19 protein-coding genes are annotated in these 23,797 nt (G+C 65.6%); 15 read left to right on the top strand and 4 right to left on the bottom strand.

Annotated features, from left to right (window positions below; translation table 11 throughout):
• Positions 1–40 precede the first annotated feature (40 nt).
• From VFA60_05430 to VFA60_05445, 4 genes are all read right to left on the bottom strand, one after another.
• Entirely contained in the window at positions 41–1,651 is a 1,611-nt protein-coding gene (locus tag VFA60_05430; protein HZQ91215.1) for a hypothetical protein, read from the bottom strand.
• A 244-nt stretch (positions 1,652–1,895) separates the two neighbouring features.
• Entirely contained in the window at positions 1,896–2,564 is a 669-nt protein-coding gene (locus VFA60_05435) for a hypothetical protein (protein HZQ91216.1), read from the bottom strand.
• A gap of 108 nt (positions 2,565–2,672) precedes the next feature.
• Complete coding sequence (locus tag VFA60_05440; GenBank protein ID HZQ91217.1) at positions 2,673–4,532, bottom strand: ATP-binding protein; 1,860 nt, start codon at positions 4,530–4,532, stop codon at positions 2,673–2,675.
• 112 nt (positions 4,533–4,644) lie between these two features.
• A complete protein-coding gene (locus tag VFA60_05445) occupies positions 4,645–6,045 on the bottom strand; it encodes a sigma-54 dependent transcriptional regulator (protein ID HZQ91218.1) in 1,401 nt (466 codons plus the stop codon).
• Positions 6,046–6,500: 455 nt separating this feature from the next.
• On the opposite strand from VFA60_05445, the gene VFA60_05450 reads away from it, so the two are divergent.
• The 15 genes from VFA60_05450 (at position 6,501) to VFA60_05520 (ending at position 23,781) form a co-directional block, all read left to right on the top strand.
• The gene (locus VFA60_05450) at positions 6,501–8,087 is read left to right on the top strand and encodes an OmpA family protein (GenBank protein HZQ91219.1); all 1,587 of its coding nucleotides are present in this window, start codon (positions 6,501–6,503) and stop codon (positions 8,085–8,087) included.
• 243 nt (positions 8,088–8,330) lie between these two features.
• Positions 8,331–10,364 carry a transcriptional regulator gene (locus VFA60_05455; GenBank protein HZQ91220.1) on the top strand — a complete coding sequence of 678 codons (2,034 nt, stop codon included), beginning with the start codon at positions 8,331–8,333 and terminating at the stop codon, positions 10,362–10,364.
• Positions 10,365–10,468: 104 nt separating this feature from the next.
• Positions 10,469–10,633: a hypothetical protein gene (locus VFA60_05460; protein ID HZQ91221.1), complete on the top strand. Its 165-nt coding sequence runs from the start codon at positions 10,469–10,471 to the stop codon at positions 10,631–10,633.
• A 174-nt stretch (positions 10,634–10,807) separates the two neighbouring features.
• A complete protein-coding gene (locus tag VFA60_05465) occupies positions 10,808–11,527 on the top strand; it encodes a hypothetical protein (protein ID HZQ91222.1) in 720 nt (239 codons plus the stop codon).
• A 396-nt stretch (positions 11,528–11,923) separates the two neighbouring features.
• Positions 11,924–13,264 (top strand): sigma-54 dependent transcriptional regulator, encoded by a 1,341-nt coding sequence (locus VFA60_05470; GenBank protein HZQ91223.1) that lies wholly within the window; start codon positions 11,924–11,926, stop codon positions 13,262–13,264.
• A gap of 119 nt (positions 13,265–13,383) precedes the next feature.
• On the top strand, positions 13,384–13,866 hold the full coding sequence (locus VFA60_05475) for a hypothetical protein (GenBank protein HZQ91224.1): 483 nt from the start codon (positions 13,384–13,386) through the stop codon (positions 13,864–13,866).
• A 194-nt stretch (positions 13,867–14,060) separates the two neighbouring features.
• Positions 14,061–14,900, top strand: coding sequence for a TIGR04290 family methyltransferase (locus VFA60_05480; GenBank protein ID HZQ91225.1), 840 nt, complete (start codon positions 14,061–14,063; stop codon positions 14,898–14,900).
• Positions 14,901–14,934: 34 nt separating this feature from the next.
• Complete coding sequence (locus VFA60_05485) at positions 14,935–15,846, top strand: beta-xylosidase (protein ID HZQ91226.1); 912 nt, start codon at positions 14,935–14,937, stop codon at positions 15,844–15,846.
• On the top strand, positions 15,843–16,961 hold the full coding sequence (locus VFA60_05490; protein HZQ91227.1) for an NAD-dependent epimerase/dehydratase family protein: 1,119 nt from the start codon (positions 15,843–15,845) through the stop codon (positions 16,959–16,961). The genes VFA60_05485 and VFA60_05490 overlap by 4 nt, the downstream gene beginning before the upstream one ends.
• Positions 16,962–16,988: 27 nt before the next feature.
• A complete protein-coding gene (locus VFA60_05495; protein HZQ91228.1) occupies positions 16,989–18,092 on the top strand; it encodes a GDP-mannose 4,6-dehydratase in 1,104 nt (367 codons plus the stop codon).
• Positions 18,089–19,378 carry a TIGR04295 family B12-binding domain-containing radical SAM protein gene (locus tag VFA60_05500; protein HZQ91229.1) on the top strand — a complete coding sequence of 430 codons (1,290 nt, stop codon included), beginning with the start codon at positions 18,089–18,091 and terminating at the stop codon, positions 19,376–19,378. The genes VFA60_05495 and VFA60_05500 overlap by 4 nt, the downstream gene beginning before the upstream one ends.
• Entirely contained in the window at positions 19,366–20,475 is a 1,110-nt protein-coding gene (locus VFA60_05505) for a glycosyltransferase family 4 protein (protein ID HZQ91230.1), read from the top strand. The genes VFA60_05500 and VFA60_05505 overlap by 13 nt, the downstream gene beginning before the upstream one ends.
• Positions 20,472–21,584, top strand: coding sequence for a glycosyltransferase (locus VFA60_05510; protein HZQ91231.1), 1,113 nt, complete (start codon positions 20,472–20,474; stop codon positions 21,582–21,584). The genes VFA60_05505 and VFA60_05510 overlap by 4 nt, the downstream gene beginning before the upstream one ends.
• Entirely contained in the window at positions 21,581–22,681 is a 1,101-nt protein-coding gene (locus VFA60_05515) for a glycosyltransferase (protein HZQ91232.1), read from the top strand. Before VFA60_05510 ends, VFA60_05515 begins: the two co-directional genes overlap by 4 nt.
• Entirely contained in the window at positions 22,678–23,781 is a 1,104-nt protein-coding gene (locus tag VFA60_05520) for a glycosyltransferase (GenBank protein HZQ91233.1), read from the top strand. The genes VFA60_05515 and VFA60_05520 overlap by 4 nt, the downstream gene beginning before the upstream one ends.
• Positions 23,782–23,797: the final 16 nt, after the last annotated feature.

Here is a 23,797-nt window from a genome sequence, read left to right on the forward strand (position 1 = left end):
GGTCAGGCGGTCGGCGAGTCGGCCGCCGCCACGTGCGCCTTCAGTTCACCGGACCGTCAATGATGATGCCCGCAGCCTTGCGGGCGAACTCAATCTGCTTGCGCTCGCCGTTGCGCGCCACGTCGTGGAGCTGCGTGTAGTACGTGCGCGCCTTTTCCTTGTTGCCCGCGAGTTCGGCGGCGCGGGCCGCGCCGTAGAGCGAGTTGAAGCGGCGAGGCGCCGACTGGAGCGAGGCTTCGTATTCCGCAAGCGCTTGCGCCGGCTGCTTCAGCTCGAGAAGCAGGTCGGCCAGGAGCTCGCGCGCGGGGAGGACCGAGCCGGGAGTAATGTTCGACTTATCGGCCGAGTCTTCCTTGTCGGCGGCGGCGCGGGCGAGTTCGAGTGCGCCGGGCTCCTTCTCAGCGAGGGCGAGCCACGACGCGGCCTCGAGGCGCATGATCTCGACCTGGCCGGACCAGTACGGTTCCTGTTTGGCGAGAGCGTCACGCATGGCCGCGAGCTGAGTTACGCCGGCGCGCGCTTTGTCGAGCTGATTGCTGCGCGCTGCGCCGATGGATCGCGCCCACAGCCGGATGGCCGGTGGGACGGCGGGTGCTCCGGGAGCCGGCTGCAGCGCGGCGGCGGCTTTCCAGTCGCGACGCTCCAGCGCGTAGCGCGCCGGAATCGCGGCGAGCGGGTAGCCGGCCTTGAGCGATCCGTCGCCGGCGCCGATCTCAGCAGCTTCACGCACTACCGCCAGGGCCCTGGAGTCCTGTCCGGATTGCAGGTAGGCGTAAGCGAGGTAGTCGAGCGCGTGCAGCGCTTCGGTCCAGCCGGCGGTAGCGTGTTCGGCGCGCGCGTAGGCCTCGCCGGCGCTGGCAGCGGCGCGGTTGCTGGCGATTGAGTCTTCCCAATATCCCAGACGCGTGAAGATGTGCGAGGGCATGTGCAGGGCGTGCGGCACCGAGGGCGCGATCTGGGCGTAGCGGCGCGCGGCGGCGAGGCCCATGTGGGCCAATGGCGGAGCGTCACAGGCGTGAATCACGTAGTGCGCGACGCCGGGATGGCCGGGCTGGCGGTCGAAAATCGGAATGAGGAGTTCGCCGGCGCGGCGATACTGCGCGTACGTCTTGTCGGTGGGCGACTGAATGGCGATGAGCGAGAGCGCGTAAAACATGGTCGCCTCGCTGTCGTCGGGTGAGTGCTGATGAGCGCGCGCCATTGCGTCAGACCAGGCGCGGGCGCGCTCGGCGTGGGGACGATGGCGGTAGTCGCGGTAGAAGTCGGCGAGGGCGGCGATGAAATCGCGCTCACGCTGGGTGGGCGCGCTCAGCTTACCCGCCTCCGCAATGAACGCACTGCCCGCCGCCAGCTCGGCCGGTGTGGGCGGCTCCCACAGCGGATGGTAGTGCGAAGCCGCCATGCCCCACCAGGCGATGCCGCAGTGAGGATCAGCCTGCGCGGCGTCATGGAACGACTTCTCCGCCTGCTCGAACCAGAACGAGTGCAGCAGGGCAAGGCCGCGCTCAAAATCCGACTGCGCTTTCGCGGAACAGGAAGTGACGAAGTTCACGCGTCCGAGCTTTTCCGGCGGCTTGCCGGTGTGCTGGTGGCCGTCGTCGGCGGTGAGGAGGAGAGAGGAAGCGAGAAAAACAGCAGCCAACGTACGCATGGGAATCCTCCACCTCGCGGGCGGGTCTTCATTGTACCCAAACCGCTACCGGGAGGACTTGCGGAGGCTGGAGGGCGCTTGGGCACGCCGTGACATGCCCGCGCGTGACGAAATCGAGCTTGGCCAGAATGCCTTGGGACGACAAAGATGGCGCCAGCGGTACTGGGTGCTTCGCTCGGGATGACTGGTCCACGTGTGGACGGAGAACCGAGAACGGAGCTGAGAAGCGAGGATCGAGAACCGCTTACTTCACCATTTCGTCGCTGAGCAGGTGCGCCTTCAACGCGAGCGTGTGGGCGCGGACGAGATCGCCATCGGTGGTCGCGGTGCGGGACTGGGTCATGTAGAGGCGAATCTGCTGCACCATGGCCTGCTGGTCCACGGTGAGCGGCGAGCGGAGCGTGGACAGATTCTGCTCGGCGGATTGAAGCAGCTGTTCGGTTGTCTGCCGGGCGTGCATGGCCTGGTCGTGAGGAAGACCGGGAGCGACCTGCACGGTGTTCTCCGGCGGAGCGGGCGGTTTGGCGCTGGCGGTGGTGGATGGCTGCGTGGACGGCGTCGCGGGCGGCGCCGGCGAGGGCGTTGCGCCGGCAGGCTGCGAGCCGGTCGCAGCGGTTGTGCTGGGCGGCTTGCGCGTGGTGGTGGTGTGCGCCGCCGAAGGCTTGGTCCTGGGACGCGGCTTCGTCGTGGTGCTTGTGCTTGGGGCCGGCCCTGGAGCAGGTTCGGCGGGAACCGGCTTGGCCGGCTCGGGCTCGGTCACCGTGGGTGGAGCAGGAGCGGGCTCGGCTGGAGTCGCGATCGTGGGCGCCGTCGCCGCGGGCTGCGGCACGGGCGGCTTTTTTTTCTTGCAGCCCGCCAGGACCGCCATCAGGGCGATGAGCGCGAGCAGCGTGAGCTTACGAAGTGGCATCATCGGCCGATCGATTGCGACTTACGAATTGCGAGGTTGAGAAACCCAGAGCATCATCAGCAACCTCATCCATGATACTTCGTCTTTATGATTCGTACTTCGAGCCCAAATTTATCCGCGTGCCGCCATCTCTTCTGTCTCAGCGCTCATGGCGCCGGCGGCCGGGAAGCGCAAATGGAACGTGGCGCCGGCTCCGGGCGCCGAGTCGAACTCGACCGCGCCGTGGTGGAGCTGCATCACGCGGAACGTCATGGCCAGGCCGATACCGCTGCCGGCCTTCTTGGTGGTGAAGTAGAGATCGAAGATCTTCTCCCGAATTTCAGGCGGGATGCCGGGGCCGGAGTCCTGTACCACAAGTTCGGCGCCGCCACCGAAGCGCGCAGCTTCCAGGCGCAGGGTGCCGCCGTGCTCCATGGCCTGCACGCCGTTGAGGACGACGTTGAGGACGGCCTGTTTCACCAGGTCGGCGTCAATCTTTGCGACCAAGGGCTCGGGGGGCGACTGCTTCTGGATGTGCACGCCGTGGCGCTCAGCGTCGGGGGAGGCGAGCATGGCGACCTCGTCGAGGACGCGGCGCAGGTCCACGTCGGCGAGCCGCAACTCGACCGGGCGGGTGAAGTCCACCAGCATCTGCACGACGCGGTCGAGGCGCTGAATCTCGCTGCCGATGACGTCCATGTGCCGGCGGGTATCGGGATCAATCTCTTCCAGTTTCTGCCGCAGGATCTCGAGATGCACGACGATGGCGTTGATGGGATTCTTCACTTCGTGAGCAACGCCCGAGGTGAGCCGGCCGATGGCGGCGAGGCGGCGCGAAAGCTCGATTTCGCTCTCGATGCGGCGCACGGACTCGGCGTCGCGCATGGTGAGCAGGGCGCCGATACGCTCGCCGCCCTCTTCGATGAAGTCAAGCGAGACCTGGAGGCGGCGGCCGTTTTCAGTCAGCACTTCGCGCGCGGCGATGGCCTCGTGGCCCTCGAAGGCATTCAGCACGACGGAGCCGAGCTGCGTTTGCGACGAGAAAATCTGGGCGACGCTGGAGCCGAGCATCTGGCCGCGGGGCTGCGCAAGGAAGCGCTCGGCGGAGGCGCTCACGAGCACGGCGCGCGAGTCGCGCGTGAAGAGCATCAGGCCGTCCTGAAGCGTGGACATGATCTGGTCAAGGTTTTCCTTCAGGGCGGAGAAGACGTCTTTGACGTCGCGGAACTGGCGGCCCAATCGGTCAATCCTGGTGGTGACCAGGCCAACTTCGTCGCGCGGTCTATTTTCACCCTCGACCGGCGGGCCGGTCACGAGGTCGAGTTGCCGGGCGATGGCCATGAGCGGGCGGAAGGCAAGGTTCGAGAGCCCGGCCGCGAGCACGAGCGAAACCAGCACGGCGATGCCGGAGAAGGCGATGGCGCGGTTCAGCACCGGCTGCAGCTCGTTCTTCATGAACAGCGTCTGGATGCCGATGCGGATGTAGCCGAAGGGCGCGCCGGCGCGGTTGAGCGGCATGCGAATGTCGTAGGCGTGCGGCTCGCCGTAAACGATCTGCAACTGGCGCCACATGCCCTGGTGGAGCAACTCGTCGAAGCTGTCGCGGCCAGGAATGAGCTTGCCGTTCAAGCTGGGATCGGTGTGCAGGAGGGCGCGGCCCTGGAGGTCGGTGATGGCCACGTCGTACACGACCTTGGAATAGCCGGTGTCAGACTCGAGCAGCGAGTTGACGCCGGCATCGGTCTGAAGCGCTTCGGCGATGGCATCGCGGACGGCGTCAGGATTGTTGAAGTCGAGGCGAGTGCTGCTGAAATCGGTGTCGAGAGCGTCCTGGGTGGCGTGCAGGACCTGGTTGCCGATGAAGACGCCGGTTTCGTAGTCGGCGTTGATGCGCTGGTGCACGATCTGCGCGATGTAAATGGACGAGAGAGTGGCCACCAGCGCCACCACCATGGCGCTGATCGCGAGAACGAGTTTGGTCCTAAGACGCAAGTTTCACGTTTCCCGTGTTCACGTTTCACCCACTTGCGCGTGCAGCGTCGACTCGGGAGGACGGAGGAGAGCGCGCGAACAAGAACATGCAACGTGAAGCCTGAAGCTGCCGCTATCCATTGGCCGCCTCGGCGACGACGGTGCCGCCGCCGGCGCCGTATTCCTTCAGCTTGTTGTGCAGCGTCTTCAAGCTGATGCCGAGGATTTCAGCGGCGCGTGTCTTGTTGTTGTTGGTGGCGGCGAGCGTCTTGAGGATGAGCAGCTTCTCGGCTTCCTCCACGGTGGTTCCGACGCCCAGGCGAACCGCGTTGGGCTCGTCCACCGGCGCGCGCGGCGTGACGTGCCCGAAGCCCGGCGGCAGATGGCGCGCCTCAATGGTCGAGCCGTCGCATACGATGACGGCGCGCTCCAGCGTATTGCGCAGCTCGCGGACATTGCCCGGCCAGGAGTAGCTGCTGAACTGCGCCATGACGGGGTCGGCGACCATGGCGACGTTGCGTCCGTGGCGCTGATTGAGGTCGGCGAGCAGGGCCTCGACCAGCGCGGGCAGATCTTCTTTATGGTCGCGGAGGGCGGGCATGTGGATGTTGAAGACGTTCAGCCGGTAATAGAGGTCGTTGCGCAGCTCGCCCTTGGCGACCGCTTCCTCCGGGACTTTATTCGTGGCGGCCAGGACGCGAACGTCCACCGGGCTCTCGACCTTGCTACCCAAACGACGGACCTTGTGATCTTCGAGCACGCGCAGCAGCTTGGCCTGCGTGCCGGCGGGCATTTCGCCGATTTCGTCGAGCAGCAGCGTGCCGCCCTCGGCGAGCTCGAAGCAGCCGGCGCGGCGCTCCAGGGCGCCGGTGAACGCGCCCTTCTCGTGGCCAAAGATTTCGCTTTCGATCAGGGTCTCAGGAATGGCGGCGCAGTTGATGGCGACGAACGGCTTGCCCTTGCGGGGACTCAGGTTGTGAATGGTGCGGGCCAGCAGCTCCTTGCCCGTGCCGCTCTCGCCGGTGATGAGCACCGAGGCGACCGACGGTGAGACCATTTCCACGAGGCGGAAGATTTCCTGCATTTTCTTTGAGGGGCCGACCAGGGCGTCGAGCACGCCGGTGTCGCGCAGCTTGCGGCGCGTGACCTCCAGTTCGACTTCGGTGCCGCGCTGGCGGGCGGCATTCTGGAGGATGGCGCGCAGACGGGCGGGGTCAACCGGTTTCTGGATGAAGTCGTAGGCGCCAGTCTTCATGGCGTTGACGGCGGCGTCGATGGAGCCCTGGGCGGTGAGCAGCACCACGGCGATGGGCTGCGGCTGGGCGGCGAGGCGCTCCAGCAGCTCCATGCCGTCCATGCGCGGCATCTTGAGGTCGGTGACGACGATGCCGGGGTTGAAGGCGGTGATCTTTTCCAGCGCTTCAATGCCGTCGCTGGCGGTTTCGGTTCGGTATCCCCAGGCCGAGACCAGCTCGGCCATGCCGCTGCGTTCGTTTTCCTCGTCTTCGACGATGAGTATCTTTTCCTGTGCCATAGGGGCGGTCTGACACTCCATTTTCAGCGCTTTGGCGCTGCCTGGCAAACCTGCCGAGCAGGGCGTGCCTGCCATGAGTTCCCAGAAATCAGGCCCGGCGCTCTCTAGGATGCGACTTTGGCCCGGAACTGTCACTGAAAACGTGTGTTTTTTACATTACGCCAGTCCGAGCCGGTACCAGGGCAATCCGCCCGGCTTTTGGCCCCTTGGGATGGGCCGGTGCGAGCGCCGGGAAATCGAGCTCGGGAACAAAGTTGAAGCAACACGCGGCGCGGATAGTAACTCAGTAAACACTGTGCTTTGACGAGAGGCGCGCGGTTTCGCAAACCAGAGCGCGTTGCGGTATCATTTTCCGTTTGTTAAGGTCCGGTGAAAGCCTTAGTCATGGGCCCCTTCCTTTGCTTTGTCGTCTGAGCGGATCGTCTTTATAGATTTTCGGAGGATCGCACATGCAAATGCAGAACGCAGGCTGGTGCAGCCGCGGACTTGGGTTGTTGCTGACGGCGCTATTGCTCACAGGCATGGCGGCCGCGCAGGACAATAACGCATACCGTTCCGAGGTGTTTGGCGGGTACAGCTGGTACAGTCCGGGACAGAGATTTGGAACCACCCAGGTGGGCGGGATGAACGGCTTCAATGTTTCGTCTGCCTGGTTCTTTAATCGCAACTTCGGCTTCAAGGCGGACGTGGGCGCCTACTTCAAGGACCGCCGCGCCAACGCCACCACGCTGCTGTTCGGTCCGGTGGTGAAATTTCCAAGCGAGAATGTCACGCCATTTCTGCACGTCCTGCTGGGGCTGAACCGGATGATGCCGGCCTCGGGTTTTCCCGGGAATCCGGAAGATAAGAGCGGATTGGGGCTGGCGGTCGGCGGCGGGCTCGATCTGAACATCTCGGAGCATTGGGCGATACGTGCTGTGCAAGCCGACTACATGTGGGCGCACCACAACTACGCGCAGGCGGTCGGCAGCCGCGACATCGAGGGCGGCCGCATCGGCGGCGGTATCGTGCTGAAGCTTGGCTCGCTGGGTCCGCCACCGGCGCCGCCGGCCCTGGCGTGCTCGGCACAGCCCACCGAAGTGATGGCGGGTGAGCCGGTCACGGTGACGGGCAATGCCTCGAACTTCCATCCGAAGGCTACCCTGACGTACACGTGGACGGCCAGCGGGGGGAAGCCTTCCGGGAACGCCGCGACGACCCGGATCGACACCACCGGCCTGGCGCCGGGCAGCTACACCGTGCGCGGCACGGCAACGGACGGCAAGAAGGCGTCGGCGGACTGCACGACGTCGTTCACCGTGAAGGAGCCGCCGAAGAATCCGCCGACCATCTCGTGCTCGGCGAACCCGACTTCGGTGAAGTCGGGCGAGCCCTCGACGATCACGGCGCAGGCCGCGAGTCCGGACAACCGGCCGGTGACGGTCACCTACTCGGCAACTGCCGGCCGGGTGACCGGCAGCGGCAACCAGGCGACGCTCGACACGGCAGGCGCGGCGCCGGGTCCGATCAATATCACCTGCAACGCGGCTGACGATCGCGGACTGACGGCCACGGCCAACACGAGCGTGAACGTAGAGTCGCCGCCACCGCCGCCGCCGCAGGTGAGCAAGCTGAACGAGATCCAGTTCAAGAACAAGCAGAAGCCGGCCCGGGTGGACAACGAAGCCAAGGCCATCCTCGACGACGTGGCGCTGCGCCTGCAGCGTGACGCCGACGCCAAGGCCGTGGTGGTTGGCTACACCGATCCGGAAGAGCTGAAGAGCAAGGCGCTGGCGAAGAAGAATGCGAACCTGGCCGCGCAACGCGCCGTCAACACCCGCGACTACCTGGTCACGGAGAAGGGCATTGACGGCAGCCGCATCGAGGCCCGGTCCGACGGCACGTCGGCCGCGAAAGCGGAGATCTACCTGGTGCCTGCGGGCGCAACCTTCGACCAGGCCGGCACGCAGCCGGTGGACGTGAGCAAGGTGAAAGCGCAGCCGCGCACTCCTGCTCCGCCGAAGAAGTCCGGCGCGAAGAAAAAGGCGGCGCCAGCGCAGTAGACGTGTGAACTGAAGTTGGGGAAAACCGAGCCCGGCCGGAAACGGCCGGGCTTTCTTTGGACGTTTTTGGAGTGAGTGGCGCAGCGCCGACGGGCGAGGGCGCCCGTCGCTACATAGGTTGCGCACCTTTCGCGACGGTCCTTGGGCCTTTCGTAACGTGTAAGATTCCAGACGGCCGTGGCAATCTGACGGGGTCCCAAAACATCCAATTGCCTGTCAGGGGGGCGAAGAGGAGAATTGCCCGTGATGACCAGGACCCAGCCAGCCCGGCCCATTGCCTTCGTCCTTCTTCTGTTGCTGGCCGTCGCGTCGCTTCCGGCGCGGGCGCAGTGGCTGCCTATCGGCCCTGACGGCGGCGACGTCCGCAGCCTGGCCTACGATCCCGCGAATCCCGACCACATCCTGCTCGGCACCAGCGCGGGACAACTGTTTTCTTCGCGCGACAACGGCGCGAGCTGGTCGCGCCTGGCGCATTTGGGCGAGAACGACGACTATGTCCTCGATCACATTTTGTTCCAGCCGAGTGATGGCGTGATTTACGTCTCGGCATGGAGCGTGGAGGACAACACCGGCGACATTTTCCGCAGCCGCGATGGCGGACGCACCTGGGAGGCGCTGCCGGGAATGCACGGCAAATCGGTCCGGTCGCTGGCAATGGCGGCGAGTGATCCGCGTGTGCTGGTGGCCGGGGCGCTGGATGGCGTCTTCCGGTCGAACGACGGCGGCGAAACGTGGCAGCGCATCTCGCCGGCGGGACACGCGGAGATCAAAAACATCGAATCGCTGGCGGTGGACCCGAGAAATCCCAACGTGATTTACGCCGGTACCTGGCACCTGCCGTGGAAGACCAGCGACGGCGGCGCGACGTGGCAGCACATCAAGCAGGGCGTGATTGACGACTCCGACGTTTTTTCCATCATCATCGACCGCAATCATCCGCAGACGGTCTATGTGAGCGCGTGCTCGGGAATCTACAAAAGCGAGAGCGCGGGCGACCTGTTCCACAAGGTACAGGGCATCCCGTTTTCCGCGCGGCGGACGCGCGTGCTGCAGCAGGACCCGGGGAATTCCAACGTGGTCTATGCGGGCACGACCGAAGGTCTGTGGAAGACGGTGGACGCGGGCAAGACGTGGCAGCGCGTCTCGGCGGCCAACATCATTGTGAACGACGTGCTGGTCGATCCGCGGCGCCCGTCGCGCGTGCTGCTGGCGACGGACCGCAGCGGCGTGCTGGCGTCGAATGACGGCGGCGGCAGCTTTGTGGCGTCGAACCGCGGCTTTGCGCACCGGCAGGTGACCTCGCTGCTGGTGGACCGCGGCGACAGCAGCGTGATCTACGCCGGGCTGGTCAACGACAAAGAATTCGGCGGCGTGTACATGTCGCGCGACGGCGGCTCAAGCTGGGAGCAGCGCAGCACCGGCCTCGGTTCGCGCGACGTGTTCGTGCTGCGGCAGATCGCCTCCGGCGACCTGCTGGCGGGCACCAACAGCGGCGTGTTCATGCTGAACGGAAACGACGGCGCATGGAAGCCGCTGAACGAGGTTGTGGGCGAGAAAACGAGCCAGGTGAAACTGGCGCGCCCGGTCAAGGGACAGCGCACCCGCACGGTGCGCAGCGTAGAACGCTCCGAGTTGAACGCGCGCGTGTTCGATGTGGAAGAGTTTGGCGGCCGGTTGTATGCCGCGACGAGCGCGGGCCTGTTCGTGAGCCAGGGGTCCCCGGCTGAGGCGACCGGCCGCAGGTGGACCGGCGGGCCGGTGATGGGTCAGCAGTTCTTCACAACGGTGCGCGCCACGCCGCGGATGCTGGTGGCGGCCAATCACCACGCGCTGCTGGTCTCGGTTGACCGTGGAGTGAACTGGTATCAGCCGAAGCTGCCGCACTACCTGACGATGCTGAACGGCGTGGCGATCACTGCCGACGGCGTGATCTGGCTGGCGACGCGCGAAGGAGCTTTCCGCAGCAGCGACGGCGGCGACAACTGGGAGCATGTGCTGGCGGGCCTGCCGCATCGCAACCTGCTGAGCATCACGGTTGACGAGGACGGCGGGCGCTTGCTGGCGACAGCCAGCGATACCCGCGATTTGTACGAAAGCACCGACTCGGGCCGATCGTGGCGACGCACGCAGACCGGCTTCGCGCTAAGGCGGGTTGTTCCGGTGCACGGCCGGGTGCTGGCGACGACGTCGTATGACGGCATTGTGGCGCAGCCGGTCGCGTCGAGCGAGTCGCGGCGGAGCGCTGGACAGACGGCGGCCGGATCGCAGGAGCAGTAGAGCCGTTTCAGGCAGCAGGACGGAGAAGCCCGGCCCCGGGGCCGGGCTTTGTTGTATGGCGTCCGCTTGCACGATAATGCGCGCTGGCAAAAAAGGGGGAGCACATGGCGTCGATTCCCGAAATTCTCCAGCCGATGGTTGAGAAGTTCGATCTCCTGGGCGATTACATCACCGCGGGGGAGTACGCTCGCGCCAGGGAACTCGCGCTCGAACTCCGTAAGATCTACGACACGGGCGTGGAGCGCGCGACCAGCGGGCGCGTGAGCTGAGTCGCGACCCGGTGCAAAAGAGGGTTGTGGAAACGGCCCTCCCCTGGGCTGATCGGAAAAATCTACACGGCCCGACAGCCCTGGCTTGACGTAAGTCACTGAAATCAAAGGCTGGCGGATGGCAGCCTCCGTGCCCTTTCAAGGGTGATTTGGAACGTGTTCGGGAGGTAAGCCATGAAGCGACTTACCGGTCTTTCCTTGATTGTTTTGCTGGCGGCGGTGCTGTTCACGACCGCGTGCGGACAGCATCTTGCGCCGGATTCGGATGCGGCCACCACGGCCAGCGACGCCTCGTCGTCGCAGCCGGCGCCGTTTAACGACAACTCCGACAAGACGAAGCAGGAGAGCCTGCTTCAGCGGCTGCTGCCCAAGTCGATGCAGCCGGCGATAACGGTGCCGGCGGGAACGCCGATTGCCGTGCGGTTGCAGGCAACGGTCTCCAGCGAATCGGCGGTTTCAGGCCAGATGTTCGACGCGGTGCTGGCCGAGCCCCTGGTGGTTGACGGCAAGACAGTGGCGCCGGCGGGCGCGGCCGCAGTGGGCCGCGTGGTCACCGCGAAGCGCTCCGGCCGGCTGAAGAGCCCGGGCTATCTGCGGCTCACGCTGGCTTCGGTGACGATTGACGGCAAGAGCGTTCCGGTGCAGACCTCGAGCATCTTCGCCGCGGGCGCATCGCACAAGAAGCGCAATTTCGCGCTCATCGGCGGAGGCGCCGGAGCGGGCGCGCTCATTGGCGCGCTGGCCGGCGGAGGCAAGGGTGCGCTGATCGGCAGCGCCATCGGCGCGGCCGGCGGCACCGGTACGGCGTACGTCACCGGAAAGAAAGATGTGGCGTTTGCCGCCGAGCGGCGGTTGACGTTCCGGCTGATGCAGCCCGTCAATTCACGGGGCTAAGGAAAAGTAAGGGCAAAGAAAGCGTCAAGCTGAAATGAGAGCGAGCCCGGGGGTTCCCGGGCCCGCTTTTTCCATTTAGGAACCAACTCACGCGATGATTCCCAATTCGGGAAGTCCCGATTAATCAGGTAGATGCCATGCCTGACGCATCATTGCGTTTCATTTTGGGAACCACGTCGCATTAAAGTCCACCCAAGCACGGCGTCGTTCTCGAGACTAACTCGCTGCTTTGCGGGGAGTTAGCTGCGTCGAGCTCAAATCGGAACGCGACCTGCGAAGAGGGACAGCAGTAAATCTTCAGTGTGTGCGGCCCGAAAGGGCACGGGGGCGACGTCCAGCATGGCGGCGAATTCCAGATCGGCTCCGGACGGGACCGCGGCAGTTGGGCTTCGTCTCGTGTTGCTCGGTCCCGGCGACACGTTGCGGGAGGCGGCGCGCGAATTGGCGCCTTCGGTGGGTTTCAGCGTGCAATCGTCGGCGCGTTCGGACGATGTGCTGCGGCTGCTGGAGGCGCAGCGGGTGGATGCGCTCATCGTGGAATCGACGGCGAGCGACGGGACGCTGCTCGACCTGCTTCGTGAGATCAAGACGCGGCGCCCGGACTGCGAAGTGGTGGTCATCAGCGAGAGCGCCTCGGTGTCGCTGGCGGTGCAGGCGGTCAAGCTGGGGGCCTATGACTTCCTGCCCAAGCCTTTCGACCTGCAGGACCTGAACGCACTGCTGCAGCGGCTGGCGGCGCACGTCCGCATGACGCAGGAGAGCCGGCTGCTGCGCGACAGCATGCGGACGCGGCAGGGCTTCGGCTCCATCGTGGGGCGCTCGCCGGAGATGGAGAAGCTCTACCGCATCATCTCCAAGGCGGCGTTCAGCACGCATCCGGTGCTGGTGCTGGGCGAAAGCGGGACCGGGAAGGAGCTGGTGGCGCGCTCCATCCATTATTCAGGGCCGAACCAGGACAAGCCGTTCATCCCGGTGGACTGCGGATCGCTGGTGCCGACGCTGATCGAAAGCGAGTTGTTCGGTTACGTCCGCGGAGCGTTCACGGGCGCGGTGCGCTCGAAGGAGGGGCTGCTCTCGATCGCCAACGGCGGCACGGTATTTCTCGACGAGGTCGGCGAGCTTCCGGTGGACTTGCAGGCGAAGCTGCTGCGCGCGCTGCAGGAGAAGGAAATCCGGCCGGTGGGCAGCACGCACTCGGTGAAGATTGATGTCCGAGTCCTGGCCGCGACCAATCGCGATCTGGAAACAGCGGTGGAGAAGGGCGCCTTCCGCAAGGACCTGTTCTACCGCCTGAATGTGCTGACGCTGCGCATTCCGCCCCTGCGCGAACGCCGCGGCGACATTCCCATGCTGGCCGAGTATTTCCTGGAGCGGATCACGAATGCGGGCGGCGGTCCGCGGACGATCTCCAGCGAGGCGATGGAACTGCTGATGGCCTACGACTGGCCGGGCAACGTGCGCGAACTGGAAAACTGCATTGAGCGCGCCTGCGCCATGAGTTCCGGGCCGGGCCTGCATGTGGGCGACCTGCCGACATCAATCCAGAACTCGCGGCTCGGCGTGGCGCCGGTGGCAACAGACGCGAGCGGCATCGTGCCACTGCTCGAGCTGGAGCGGCGCGCGATTGTCTCGGCGCTGGAGCGGCTGAATGGCGACAAGCTGCTGGCGGCGCGCCTGCTGGGCATCGGCAAGACAACGCTGTATCGCAAGCTGAAGGAATATAGTTTCCGCGACTAGACGCCCCGGATTGAATCTATACCGTTCCACAACGGGACGCGGCAGGCTGGCCGCCGCACGGCAAGGGCAGTGTTTTCAGTCGGAGCACAACTGGCCTGCGGTTTGCATGTCACCGGGACATGATTCTCGTCATAGGACTGCACGGTGGAGCAGAGAAGTGCGCGACGGCGCTCTCGGGCGCGCTCGGGCAGCCGGTGGACACGGCGCACGCGATGCAGGCGGCTGTTGCATTGGCGCGCGCGAACGAGTATGCCGCCGTAGTGATGGACCAGCAGATGCTCGACCGCGAGGGGCCGGGCGTGGAGACGCTGTTCCGTTACACGAAAACGGCGGTACCGGTGCTGGTGAACATGGCCATCTCCAGCGCCGACCGGGTACTGCGGGAAGTCCGCTCGGCGCTGCAGCGGCGCGACCGCGAGCAAGCGGCCGCGCTCGATGCTGCCGCGCGCACGCTGCGTACCGAGCTGAAAGGGGACATTACCGGCATCCTGCTGTCGTCACAGCTTGCGCTCAACGATCCCGCCTTGCCTGCGACGGCGCAAGCGCGCCTGCGTTCGGTGTGCATGCTCGCCGAGAAAATGCGCGCGCGTCTGGAAGCCTGATCACGCCCCGCCGTTGATGCGTCAAGGCGCGCCGCAGTGCGCCGCCGCACTTCCGGCGTTGTCGCCCGCGTTCAGCCCATCCGCACGCAAGTCCTTGCAAGGGCAACGCCCAAAATACGCCAGCATCTAACCTTGCGTTCGGCAAAGGCCGCATCGGTCGCGGCCATTTACAGGAATTGAGACGATTGCGCATTTTGCTTCAACCCAACGCACCGTCACCAACATCGACCCCAGTAACTGAGAAGGAGGCGCCGGCCTCGCTCGCGGCGACTGCGCTGGAAACCGAACGCGCGGCGCTGGAGCGCCGCGTGGCCGAGCTCGGGGACTGGTTCCACAACCTGGACCTGCACGGCGTGGCCACTGCGCCCAATCACTTCCTCGGGGACTATCCACGGGTGAAGTGGAAGAGTCTTGCAGCGTCGATTCCCGCCGACCTGACGGGCGCGACCGTTCTCGACGTGGGCTGCAACGGCGGCTTCTATTCGGTGGAGATGAAGCGGCGCGGCGCCGAGCGCGTGCTCGGCATCGACGTGGACCAGCGTTACCTGGCGCAAGCGCGCTTTGCCGCCGAAACCCTGGGACTGGAGATCGAGTTCGAAACGCGCTCGGTGTACGAGGTGGACCAGATCGCGGGGCAGTTCGACTACGTCCTCTTTATGGGCGTCCTGTACCACCTGCGATATCCGATGTTCGCGCTCGACAAGGTGGTGAAGAAGGTCGGCCGCCAGCTCATCTTCCAAACCATGGTGCGCGGCTCGGAGAACGCACGCGCATGGGAGAAGGACTATCACTTCTGGAACAAAGGCGTGTTCGCCGACCCGGATTTTCCCTGCATGTATTTCGTGGAGCACTCCTACGCGGGAGATCCGACGAACTGGTGGATCCCCAACCGCGGCGCAGCGGAGGCCATGCTGCGCAGCTCCGGGCTGGAGATCGTGGCGCATCCGGAGGCGGAGACATGGATCTGCGAGCCGCGCACGGCGCGGCGCAATGGGCGCTACGTGCTCGATCTAGAGCTGGAAGGAACGCTGTGATGCTGCCCGCCGGCATGGCTGCCAAGGAGGTCCCGTGGTTGAGGCGGTGATGCTCTGGAACGAGCCCAACAACCTTTCGCACTGGGATTTCAAGATCGATCCCGACTGGCGAATGTTTGCCGAGATGGCGATCGCGGGAGCGCGAGCGATCCGCCGGACGCATCCCGGGCTGAAGCTGGTGCTGGGAGGCATTTCGCCGATCGATGCGAATTTCATCCGGCTGCTGGGCGGCCACGGCGTGCTGGACCACGTGGACGTGGTGGCGGTGCACGGCTTTCCGCTGGACTGGAACCACTGGAAGATCGGCGAATGGCCGGCCAAGCTGGAGGAGATTCGCGCGGTGACGCCGCTGCCGGTGTGGGTGTCGGAAGCGGGCGCGTCGTCGTTCGGGGCGGAAGAAGTGCAGGTGTTCGGGCTGGAGCGCACCGCCGAGCTGCTGCTGCCGCAGGTGGAACGCGTTCACTGGTACAGCCTGTTTGACCTTCCCGCCACGTGGACGGCGACAACGCGCCACAAGGAGTCGGAGGGGAGCGCTTACTACCGGCACTATTACATGGGCCTGGTGCGCGAAGACGGAACGCCCAAGCCGGCGGCCGAACGTTTTCCTGAAGGAATGGGAATCTGCCAGTGGTTCCACTTCGAAGATCCACGGCTGGATGCAGCGGTGGGGTGGATGCGCAAGCTGGGTGCGCGGCGTCTGCGCACCGGAATCAGCTGGGCGGATTGGTTCCGGCCGAATGCGGAGGCGTGGTTCGACCGGCAGATGGCGGCATTGGAGGACTTTGACGTCACGCTCACGCTGTGTTTCACGCCCGAGCACTTGGGCATTGCTCCCCACTACACCAGCCCGCCCAAGAACGCGCAGGACTTTGCCGACTTTGCCAGGTGGGCGGTTGGGCGTTATGCGGGCGCCGGGGCGGCCGCCTGCGGCGGAGGCGGACGATGAGCCGCCGCGTGCTGGTCACAGGTGGCGCCGGGTTCGTGGGTTCGCACATGGTGGACGCCCTGCTGGCGCGCGGTGACGAAGTCACGGTATTCGACAGCCTGTCGCCGCAGGTGCACGGCGCGGCGTTCCCGCGGTACCTGGCGCGCGAAGCCGAGTTCGTGCGCGGCGACATGCGCGACATCCGCGCGCTGCGTCGCGTCGTACGCGGGCAGGATGCCGTGTTTCATCTTGCGGCTGCCGTTGGCGTCGGGCAATCGATGTACGAGATCACACACTACGTGGGCGCGAACACGCAGGGAACGGCGAACCTGTTGCAGGCGATCCTCGACGAGCGGCGCCCGCTGGAGAAGCTGGTGGTGGCCTCTTCGATGTCGATTTACGGCGAGGGGCAGTACCGGTGTGATGCCTGCGGTCCGGTCGCGCCGCCGCCGCGCCCGGCGCTGCAATTACGCGCGCATGACTGGGAGGCGCTGTGTCCGGCGTGCGGAAGTGTGCTTGCGCCGGTCGCCACGGACGAGAGCAAGCCGCTGCAGTGCACGTCGTACTACGCGCTCTCAAAAAAAGACCAGGAGGAAATGGTCCTGCTCTTCGGGCGCACGTATGGCGTGCCGGCGGTGGCGCTGCGGTACTTCAACATCTACGGCACGCGGCAGGCGCTTTCCAACCCGTACACGGGTGTGGCGGCGATCTTCGCAGCGCGGCTGCTGAACCGGCGCGCGCCGCTGGTATTCGAAGACGGCAAGCAGACGCGCGACTTCGTGAGCGTGCACGATGTCGTGGCCGCCAATCTGCTGGCACTGGACAGCGCGACGGCCGATCAGCAGGCCATCAACATCGGGTGCGGCGAGCCGGTGACCATCCGCGAAGTGGCGGAGGTGCTGGCGGAGGCCCTGAACATCGAGACGATGCCCGAGATCACGGGCAAGTATCGCGCCGGCGACATTCGGCATTGTTTCGCCGACATTGCGCGGGCGCGGCAACTCCTGGGCTACGAGCCCAGGCATACGTTCCGCAGCGGCGTGGGCGAGCTGGTGCAGTGGCTGGGCTCGCAGTCAGCAGAAGACCACGCCGCGGAAGCGGCACAACAGCTCAACGCGTATGGTCTGACGGCCTGAACCAGCGCGGTGGCGTACGAGGGAGTTATGGAAAGCAAAGACCGCGCTCGCTCTGTCCTCATTTTCGGTGGCGCAGGATTCATCGGCTCGAACTGGGCCCATCGGTTGCTGAAGACGACCGGCGCCGCAATTCATATCTACGACAACCTTTCCCGTCCTGGGGTTCGCAACAATTTAGAGGGTCTGCGTGAAGCAGCCGGAAAATCGGGCCGGCTGAAGGTCACCGTGGCCGACGTGCGTGACGCGGCGCGGGTGGAGCGCGCCGTACGGCAGGCCACCGAGATCTATCACCTGGCCGCGCAGGTGGCGGTCACCAATTCGGTGACGAACCCGCGCTACGACTTCGAAGTGAATCTGATGGGCACGTTCAACGTGCTGGAAGCGGCGCGACGGGCAGGACGTCGTCCGTTTGTTCTGTTCACGTCCACCAACAAAGTCTACGGCAACCTGGAAACGCGGGCGCGGGTTGCGCGCGGGAAGCGCTGGGAATTCGTCGCGGGTGAGGGCGTGGACGAACGGCAACCGCTCGACCTGCACTCGCCCTATGGCTGCTCGAAAGGCGCGGCCGACCAGTACGTGCACGACTACGGGCGCATGTACGAGATTCCGACGGTGGTCTTCCGCATGTCGTGCGTAGCCGGACCGCGGCAATTCGGCAACGAAGACCAAGGCTGGGTCGCGCACTTTCTCTACTCGGCGCTGGCGGGAGCGCCGGTGATCGTGTACGGCGACGGCCGGCAGCTGCGAGACGTTCTCTACGTGGACGACCTGCTGCGCGCGTTCGAAGCGGTGCGCGACAACCTGCACAGGACTCGGGGGCAGATATACAACGTGGGCGGCGGAGCGGAGAACACCATTTCGCTGCTCGAGCTGATGGAGCAGGTGGAACGGCTGACCGGCAAGCCGCTGGAATACGCCTTCGACGATCGGCGTCCCGGCGACCAACTGGTTTACGTGACGGACACGTCGAAACTGCAGCGCGATACCGGATGGAAGGCGCATGTGAATCCCGCGCTGACGCTGGCACGGATCTACGACTGGTGGAAGCACAACCGCGAGCTGTTTCCGGTGGCGGCGCCGCGCCGCGCGGAAGTCGTGCCCTGGCCGCATATGTTGCCGAGGCCGGCATGAAGTACGCCTTGGTCAATCCGAACTGGAACTTTACCGGCTCGACCTATTTCGGTTGCGCTGATCCTCATCTTCCGCTGGAGCTGATGTTTGCGGCACAGCACCTGCAGCGCACAGGTCACGATGCGGTGCTCATCGATGCGCAACTGGAAAATCGGACGGCGGGAGAGGTGGGCGAGCAGGTGCGCGCGTTCGCGCCCGATTTCGTGGTGATCCCGACCGCGCCGTCGTACTTGTTCTGGCGGTGTCCGCCGCCCGAGCTGCGCGTGCCGCGGGAGTGGTTTGCGGCGGTGGCGCCGATGGGCGCGCTGCGAGTGGCGATCGGGCCGCATCCTTCCGCTACTCCGCTGGCAACTCTTCGCAAGCTGGAGTGCAACGTAGTCATGCGGGGCGAGCCGGACCATGCGCTGGCCGAGCTTGCTTCGAAGCCCTGGGGCGAAGTGCCGGGCGCGTGCTGGCGGGACGACGAGCGCGACCACGTCTCGCCCGATCTCGCGGTGGTCGATATGAGGCAGCTTCCGTCCCTGGAGTTTGGCGGCTATCCGCTGGAGCTGCGGCGGCATCGGCATCACGTGTTTCAGGGCGAAGGGCGCGGGGCGGAGCTGGAGTTTGCGCGCGGGTGTCCGTGGTCGTGCAACTTCTGCAACAAGACGCTGTTCCGCAACAAATTCCGCGAGCGCGAGGTGAACGCCGTACTCGCCGAAGTGGACCAGCTGATCGCGCGCGGGATCGATTATGTGTACTTCATCGACGAAACTTTTGGCGCCGGCAAGAACGCGCGCCTTCTGCTGGAAGGGATGGCGGAGCGCAACATCAACATCGGTTTGCAGACGCGCATCGACCTGTGGAACGAAGAAGCGCTCGACCTGCTGCGGCGGGCACATTGCATTTCGGTGGAGTGCGGCATCGAGTCGATTACCGAGAGCGGCCGCGATGAGCTGAACAAAGGATGCGGCATGAGTAGCGAGAGGATGGCGGAGCTGCTCATCCACGCGCGGACGCAGATTCCGTGGGTGCAGGCGAACCTGATCCTGACCGAGCATGACGATCGCGAGCAGATACGCGCGTTCCAGGAGCGGCTGAAGGCGCGCGGCGTTTGGGTGAGCGAGCCGGTGCCGATGTTTCCGTTTCCCGGCACGCCGCTGTATCAGCAGATGTTCGGCACGCCCGACGACCGCGCCTGGGAGCGCGCGCACCACTACTACACGTCGGCGTTCGCCGGCAAGGGATACAGCGACATTCAGGAGCAACGGCCCGCGGCGATCGAGGACCTGGAATGCACGTACTAGTCACGGCAGACACGCTGGGCGGCGTATGGACCTACGCGCGCGAGCTGGTGACGGGCCTGGTGCGCCGCGGCGTGCGGGTCACGCTGGTGAGCCTGGGCAACATCCCGTCGCCCGAGCAGGCGCAGTGGCTCGAAGGCCAGCGCGATGTGGATTTTCGTCCCACCGCATTTCGCCTCGAATGGATGCAAGAGGCGCAGCAGGACCTGGATGCTTCCCGTGAGTACCTGCTCGGCGTGGTGCACGATGTGAAGCCCGACCTGCTGCACCTGAGCCAGTACGCCTACGGAAATCTTGCTTGTGATGTGCCGCGGCTGATGGCGGCGCACAGCGACGTGGTGAGTTGGTGGGTGAGCGTGCACGGCGAGGAGCCGCGCGACACGGCGTGGATGCGCTGGTATCGCGGCGTGGTCGGCGAAGGTCTGGCTGCGGCCGACGCAGTGGTCGCGCCGACGCGCTGGATGCTCGATGCACTCGGCGCGTTCTACGCGAGGCCGCGCTGCGGTTCGGTGATCTACAACGGGCGGTCGCCGAACCTGTTCAATCCGCACCTGAGCAAGGAGGAGATGGCGATCAGCGTGGGCCGCCTTTGGGACGGCGGCAAGCAGGTTTCGCTGCTGGCCGGGCACGAACATCCGCTGCCGGTGTGGGTGATCGGGCAGGAGAAGCATCCGGACAACGCGCTGGGCGGGGAAGCCGGGTTCCGGGCGGCGGCGAAGAAGAGCGTCTTCTTCAAGGGCGAGCTGACGCAGTCGCAGCTGCGGCACTGCTACAGCCGCGCCGCGATCTACGCCGCCACGTCGCGATACGAGCCGTTTGGGCTGGCCCCGCTGGAGGCGGCGCTTTCGCGCTGCGCGCTGGTGGCGAACGACGTGCCCTCGCTGCGCGAGGTCTGGGGGGAGGCGGCGTGTTACTTCCGTCAAAATGATGCCGCCAGCCTGGCGCAGCAGATTGCGCGGCTGCATGGCGATCGCGACCTGCGCCTTACATATGCCAACCTGGCGTACCAGCGCGCCAAACAGCGCTACTCGGCCGAGCGCATGGTGGACGATTACTTGTGCCTGTACCACTCGGTGGTCGGAGCGGAGGTGGCCGCGTGAAGCCGCTCACCATCCGCTACTTCGCGCATTCATGGGTTTCGGACTGGAACCACGGCAACGCGCACTTTCTGCGCGGGCTGGCGCGGGCGCTCGTGCGACTGGGCCATCGCGTGCGCTGCTACGAGCAGCTTGGCGCCTGGTCGCTGGCCAACCTGATGCGCAGCGAGGGCGAGCGCGCCATCGGCGCGATTGATCAATTTCGCCGCGGGTTTCCGGAGCTGGACATCTGGTTCTACAACAACGACGAACACTTCAGCGCGTTCGCGCACCGCGAACTGCGGCACGCCGACCTGGTGATCATCCACGAGTGGAACGACCCGCGCATCGTGAACCAGGTGCTGGCGCTGAAGGACCAACTGGGATTCCGCGTTCTGCTGCATGACACACACCACCGGGCCTACACCAGTCCGCGCGAAATTCTGAAATTCCATCTGCATCGCTTCGACGGCGTGCTCACGTTCGGCGAGGCCATCACGCGCATCTATCGCGACGGCTTCGGCGTGCCGCGCGCCTGGACGCTGCACGAGGCGGCGGACATCACCAGTTTCGTCCCGCTCGACAGGCCGAAGACGAACGACGTGGTCTGGATCGGGAACTGGGGGGATGAAGAGCGCACGCTCGAGCTGGAGGAATTCCTGCTGCGACCTGCCGAGCAGGTGGGCGCCCGAACCGTGGTGCACGGTGTGCGCTATCCGAGGGAAGCCGTGGAGCGAATGCGGAAAGGCGGGATCGAGTATCGCGGTTACCTGCCGAACCTGGAAAGCCCGCGCGTCTACGGCGAAAGCAGGGTGACGGTGCACGTGCCGCGGCGGCAGTACAACAATGGCCTGAGCGGCATTCCGACGATCCGCGTTTTCGAAGCGCTGGCCTGCGGCGTTCCGCTGGTGTGCGCGCCCTGGCCGGACACAGAAAATCTTTTTTCCGCCGGGCAGGATTACCTGACCGCCGTGGACGGACGGGCCATGGGCGCCATGCTGGCAGAACTTAGGCGCGATGACGCGGCACGGCGGCAACTGGCCGCGGCCGGCCTGGCGACGATTCGCGCACGGCACACGTGCGCGCATCGGGCCGAGCAGTTGGTGAGCATGGTGGAGGAGCTGGGACGATGAAGATCTTCGTGTTCGGCTCCAGCATCGTTTCGTCTTACTGGAACGGGGCGGCAACGTACTATCGCGGCATTTACAAGAACCTGGCCGCGCTGGGGCACGAAATTGTCTTTGCCGAACCGGACATCTACCGGCGGCAGCAGCATCGCGACGACGGCGACTTCAGCTACGTGGAGAGCATCGTCTATCGAACGCCGCGTGACATCGATGCGCTGCTGCAGCGCGCGGCCGACTGCGACCTGGTGATCAAGCACAGCGGCGTGGGCGCCGATGACGCACTCCTGGAGCGCCGCGTCCTAGATTGCCGCGGACCTGCGCGCGTCGCGTTCTGGGACGTGGATGCGCCGGCAACGCTGGCGCGCGTGGAAGCCGATCGCGACGACCCGTTTCGCGCGCTCATCCCTGAGTACGACTTCATCCTTACTTATGGCGGCGGAGCGCCGGTGGTGGACCACTACATGCTTCGCGGGGCGCGGCACTGCATCCCGATTTACAACGCGCTCGATCCGGAGGCGCACTTTCCGGTGCCGGCCGATCCTGAGCTGGCGTGTGACCTTGCGTTCGTGGGAAATCGGCTGCCGGATCGCGAGCGGCGCGTGGAGGAGTACTTTCTGCGCGCGGCCGAACTGGCCCCGGAAATGCGCTTCCTGCTGGGCGGCGAAGGATGGGCAGCGAAGCCTCTGCCGCGCAACGTACGCTGGATCGGGCACGTGGCGACCGCCGACCACAATCGAGTGAACTGCTCGGCGCGCGTGGTGCTGAACATCAATCGCGAATCCATGGCCGAGGTTGGGTTTTCTCCGCCCACGCGCGTGTTCGAAGCCGCCGGCGCGGGCGCGTGCCTGATCACTGACGCGTGGTCCGGGCTTGGCACGTTCTTCGAGCCGGGCGCGGAGGTCCTGCCGGCACGGAACGCGCAGGAAATTGTCCAGCTGTTGCGGAGAACGCCGGAGGGAATGGCGCGAGCGATTGGCGAGGCGATGCGGTCGCGCGCGCTGCGCGAGCATACCTACGAGCGGCGCGCGCGGCTGGTGCACAGCGTGCTGTGCGGCATCGGGGCCGAGGCAATCGCGGAAGTCAGCGAAGTCAGAGCAGCATGAAGATAGTCATTTTTGGGCTTGCGATCAGTTCGTCGTGGGGCAATGGACACGCCACCACGTATCGGGCGCTGGGGCGCGCGCTGCATGCGCGCGGGCACCGGATCGTGTTCTTCGAACGCGATTGGGAGTGGTACCGCGACAACCGCGACCTGCCCGAGCCCGATTTCTGCGATCTCCGGATCTATGAGGAGTGGCCAGACGCGTTGCCGGCGGCGCGACGCGCGTTGCGCGATGCCGACCTGGCGATAGTCGGCTCGTACTTTCCCGACGCGGCGCGCGCGGTCGGGCTGGTGCTGGATTCAGCCGCGCTGAAGGCGTTCTACGACATCGACACGCCGGTCACGGTGGCCGAGCTGCGCCGCACTGGCCACGCGCCGTACCTGCGGCGCGAGGAGATACCGGGATTCGATCTGTACCTGAGTTTTACCGGCGGCCCCATGTTGCGCGAGCTGGAGACGGTGTTCGGGGCGCGGCTGGCGGCGCCACTTTATTGCTCGTTCGACCCGGCAATGTACCGGCCGCGGCCGCCGGCGCGCCGCTTCACCTGCGACATGAGCTACATGGGCACGTATGCCGCCGATCGCCAGCCGAAGGTCGACGAACTGCTGGGGCGGACGGCGACCGGAATGCCGCACGGCAAGTTCATTGTGGCGGGTTCGCAATATCCAAAATCGGTTCGCTGGCCGGCGAACGTAAAACGCATCGTCCACCTGAATCCGAGGTGGCATCCGCTGCTCTACAGCTCTTCGCGGCTCACCCTGAACGTGACTCGTCGCGACATGGTGCTGGCCGGATACTCACCGTCGGTGCGTCTGTTCGAAGCAGCCGCCTGCGGCGCGACAATCGTTTCCGACAACTGGCCAGGGCTGGAGGCATTTTTTGTCCCCGGGAAAGAGATCCTGCTGGCCAGCAGCGCCGACGACGTGCGCCGTTACCTCGACGGCATGGACGCAGCCGAGCTGCGCCGCATGGGCGCCGCCGCCCGCGAGCGCGTGATCGCCGAACACACCAGCGATCGGCGGGCGCGGCAACTCGAACTGCTGGTGGAGCGCGCGTCGCTGCGGGCGGCGGAGGCCGCGTCGGCGCTGGCGCCGGCGTAGCCCGCGTCCAACGGAT

The organism is Terriglobales bacterium (assembly GCA_035651995.1).
In the GTDB taxonomy this organism is placed as follows: Bacteria; Acidobacteriota; Terriglobia; order Terriglobales; family Acidobacteriaceae; genus DASRER01.

What these genes read in the sequence shown, in the direction of transcription:
- VFA60_05475 (HZQ91224.1), top strand. Translation starts at nt 13,384, where the DNA reads ATGATTCTCGTCATAGGACTGCACGGTGGAGCAGAGAAGTGCGCGACG.
- VFA60_05495 (HZQ91228.1), top strand. Translation starts at nt 16,989, where the DNA reads ATGGAAAGCAAAGACCGCGCTCGCTCTGTCCTCATTTTCGGTGGCGCA.
- VFA60_05430 (HZQ91215.1), bottom strand. Translation starts at nt 1,651, where the DNA reads ATGCGTACGTTGGCTGCTGTTTTTCTCGCTTCCTCTCTCCTCCTCACC.
- VFA60_05445 (HZQ91218.1), bottom strand. Translation starts at nt 6,045, where the DNA reads ATGGCACAGGAAAAGATACTCATCGTCGAAGACGAGGAAAACGAACGC.
- VFA60_05460 (HZQ91221.1), top strand. Translation starts at nt 10,469, where the DNA reads ATGGCGTCGATTCCCGAAATTCTCCAGCCGATGGTTGAGAAGTTCGAT.
- VFA60_05490 (HZQ91227.1), top strand. Translation starts at nt 15,843, where the DNA reads ATGAGCCGCCGCGTGCTGGTCACAGGTGGCGCCGGGTTCGTGGGTTCG.
- VFA60_05505 (HZQ91230.1), top strand. Translation starts at nt 19,366, where the DNA reads ATGCACGTACTAGTCACGGCAGACACGCTGGGCGGCGTATGGACCTAC.
- VFA60_05465 (HZQ91222.1), top strand. Translation starts at nt 10,808, where the DNA reads ATGAAGCGACTTACCGGTCTTTCCTTGATTGTTTTGCTGGCGGCGGTG.
- VFA60_05515 (HZQ91232.1), top strand. Translation starts at nt 21,581, where the DNA reads ATGAAGATCTTCGTGTTCGGCTCCAGCATCGTTTCGTCTTACTGGAAC.
- VFA60_05450 (HZQ91219.1), top strand. Translation starts at nt 6,501, where the DNA reads ATGCAGAACGCAGGCTGGTGCAGCCGCGGACTTGGGTTGTTGCTGACG.
- VFA60_05435 (HZQ91216.1), bottom strand. Translation starts at nt 2,564, where the DNA reads ATGATGCCACTTCGTAAGCTCACGCTGCTCGCGCTCATCGCCCTGATG.
- VFA60_05520 (HZQ91233.1), top strand. Translation starts at nt 22,678, where the DNA reads ATGAAGATAGTCATTTTTGGGCTTGCGATCAGTTCGTCGTGGGGCAAT.
- VFA60_05500 (HZQ91229.1), top strand. Translation starts at nt 18,089, where the DNA reads ATGAAGTACGCCTTGGTCAATCCGAACTGGAACTTTACCGGCTCGACC.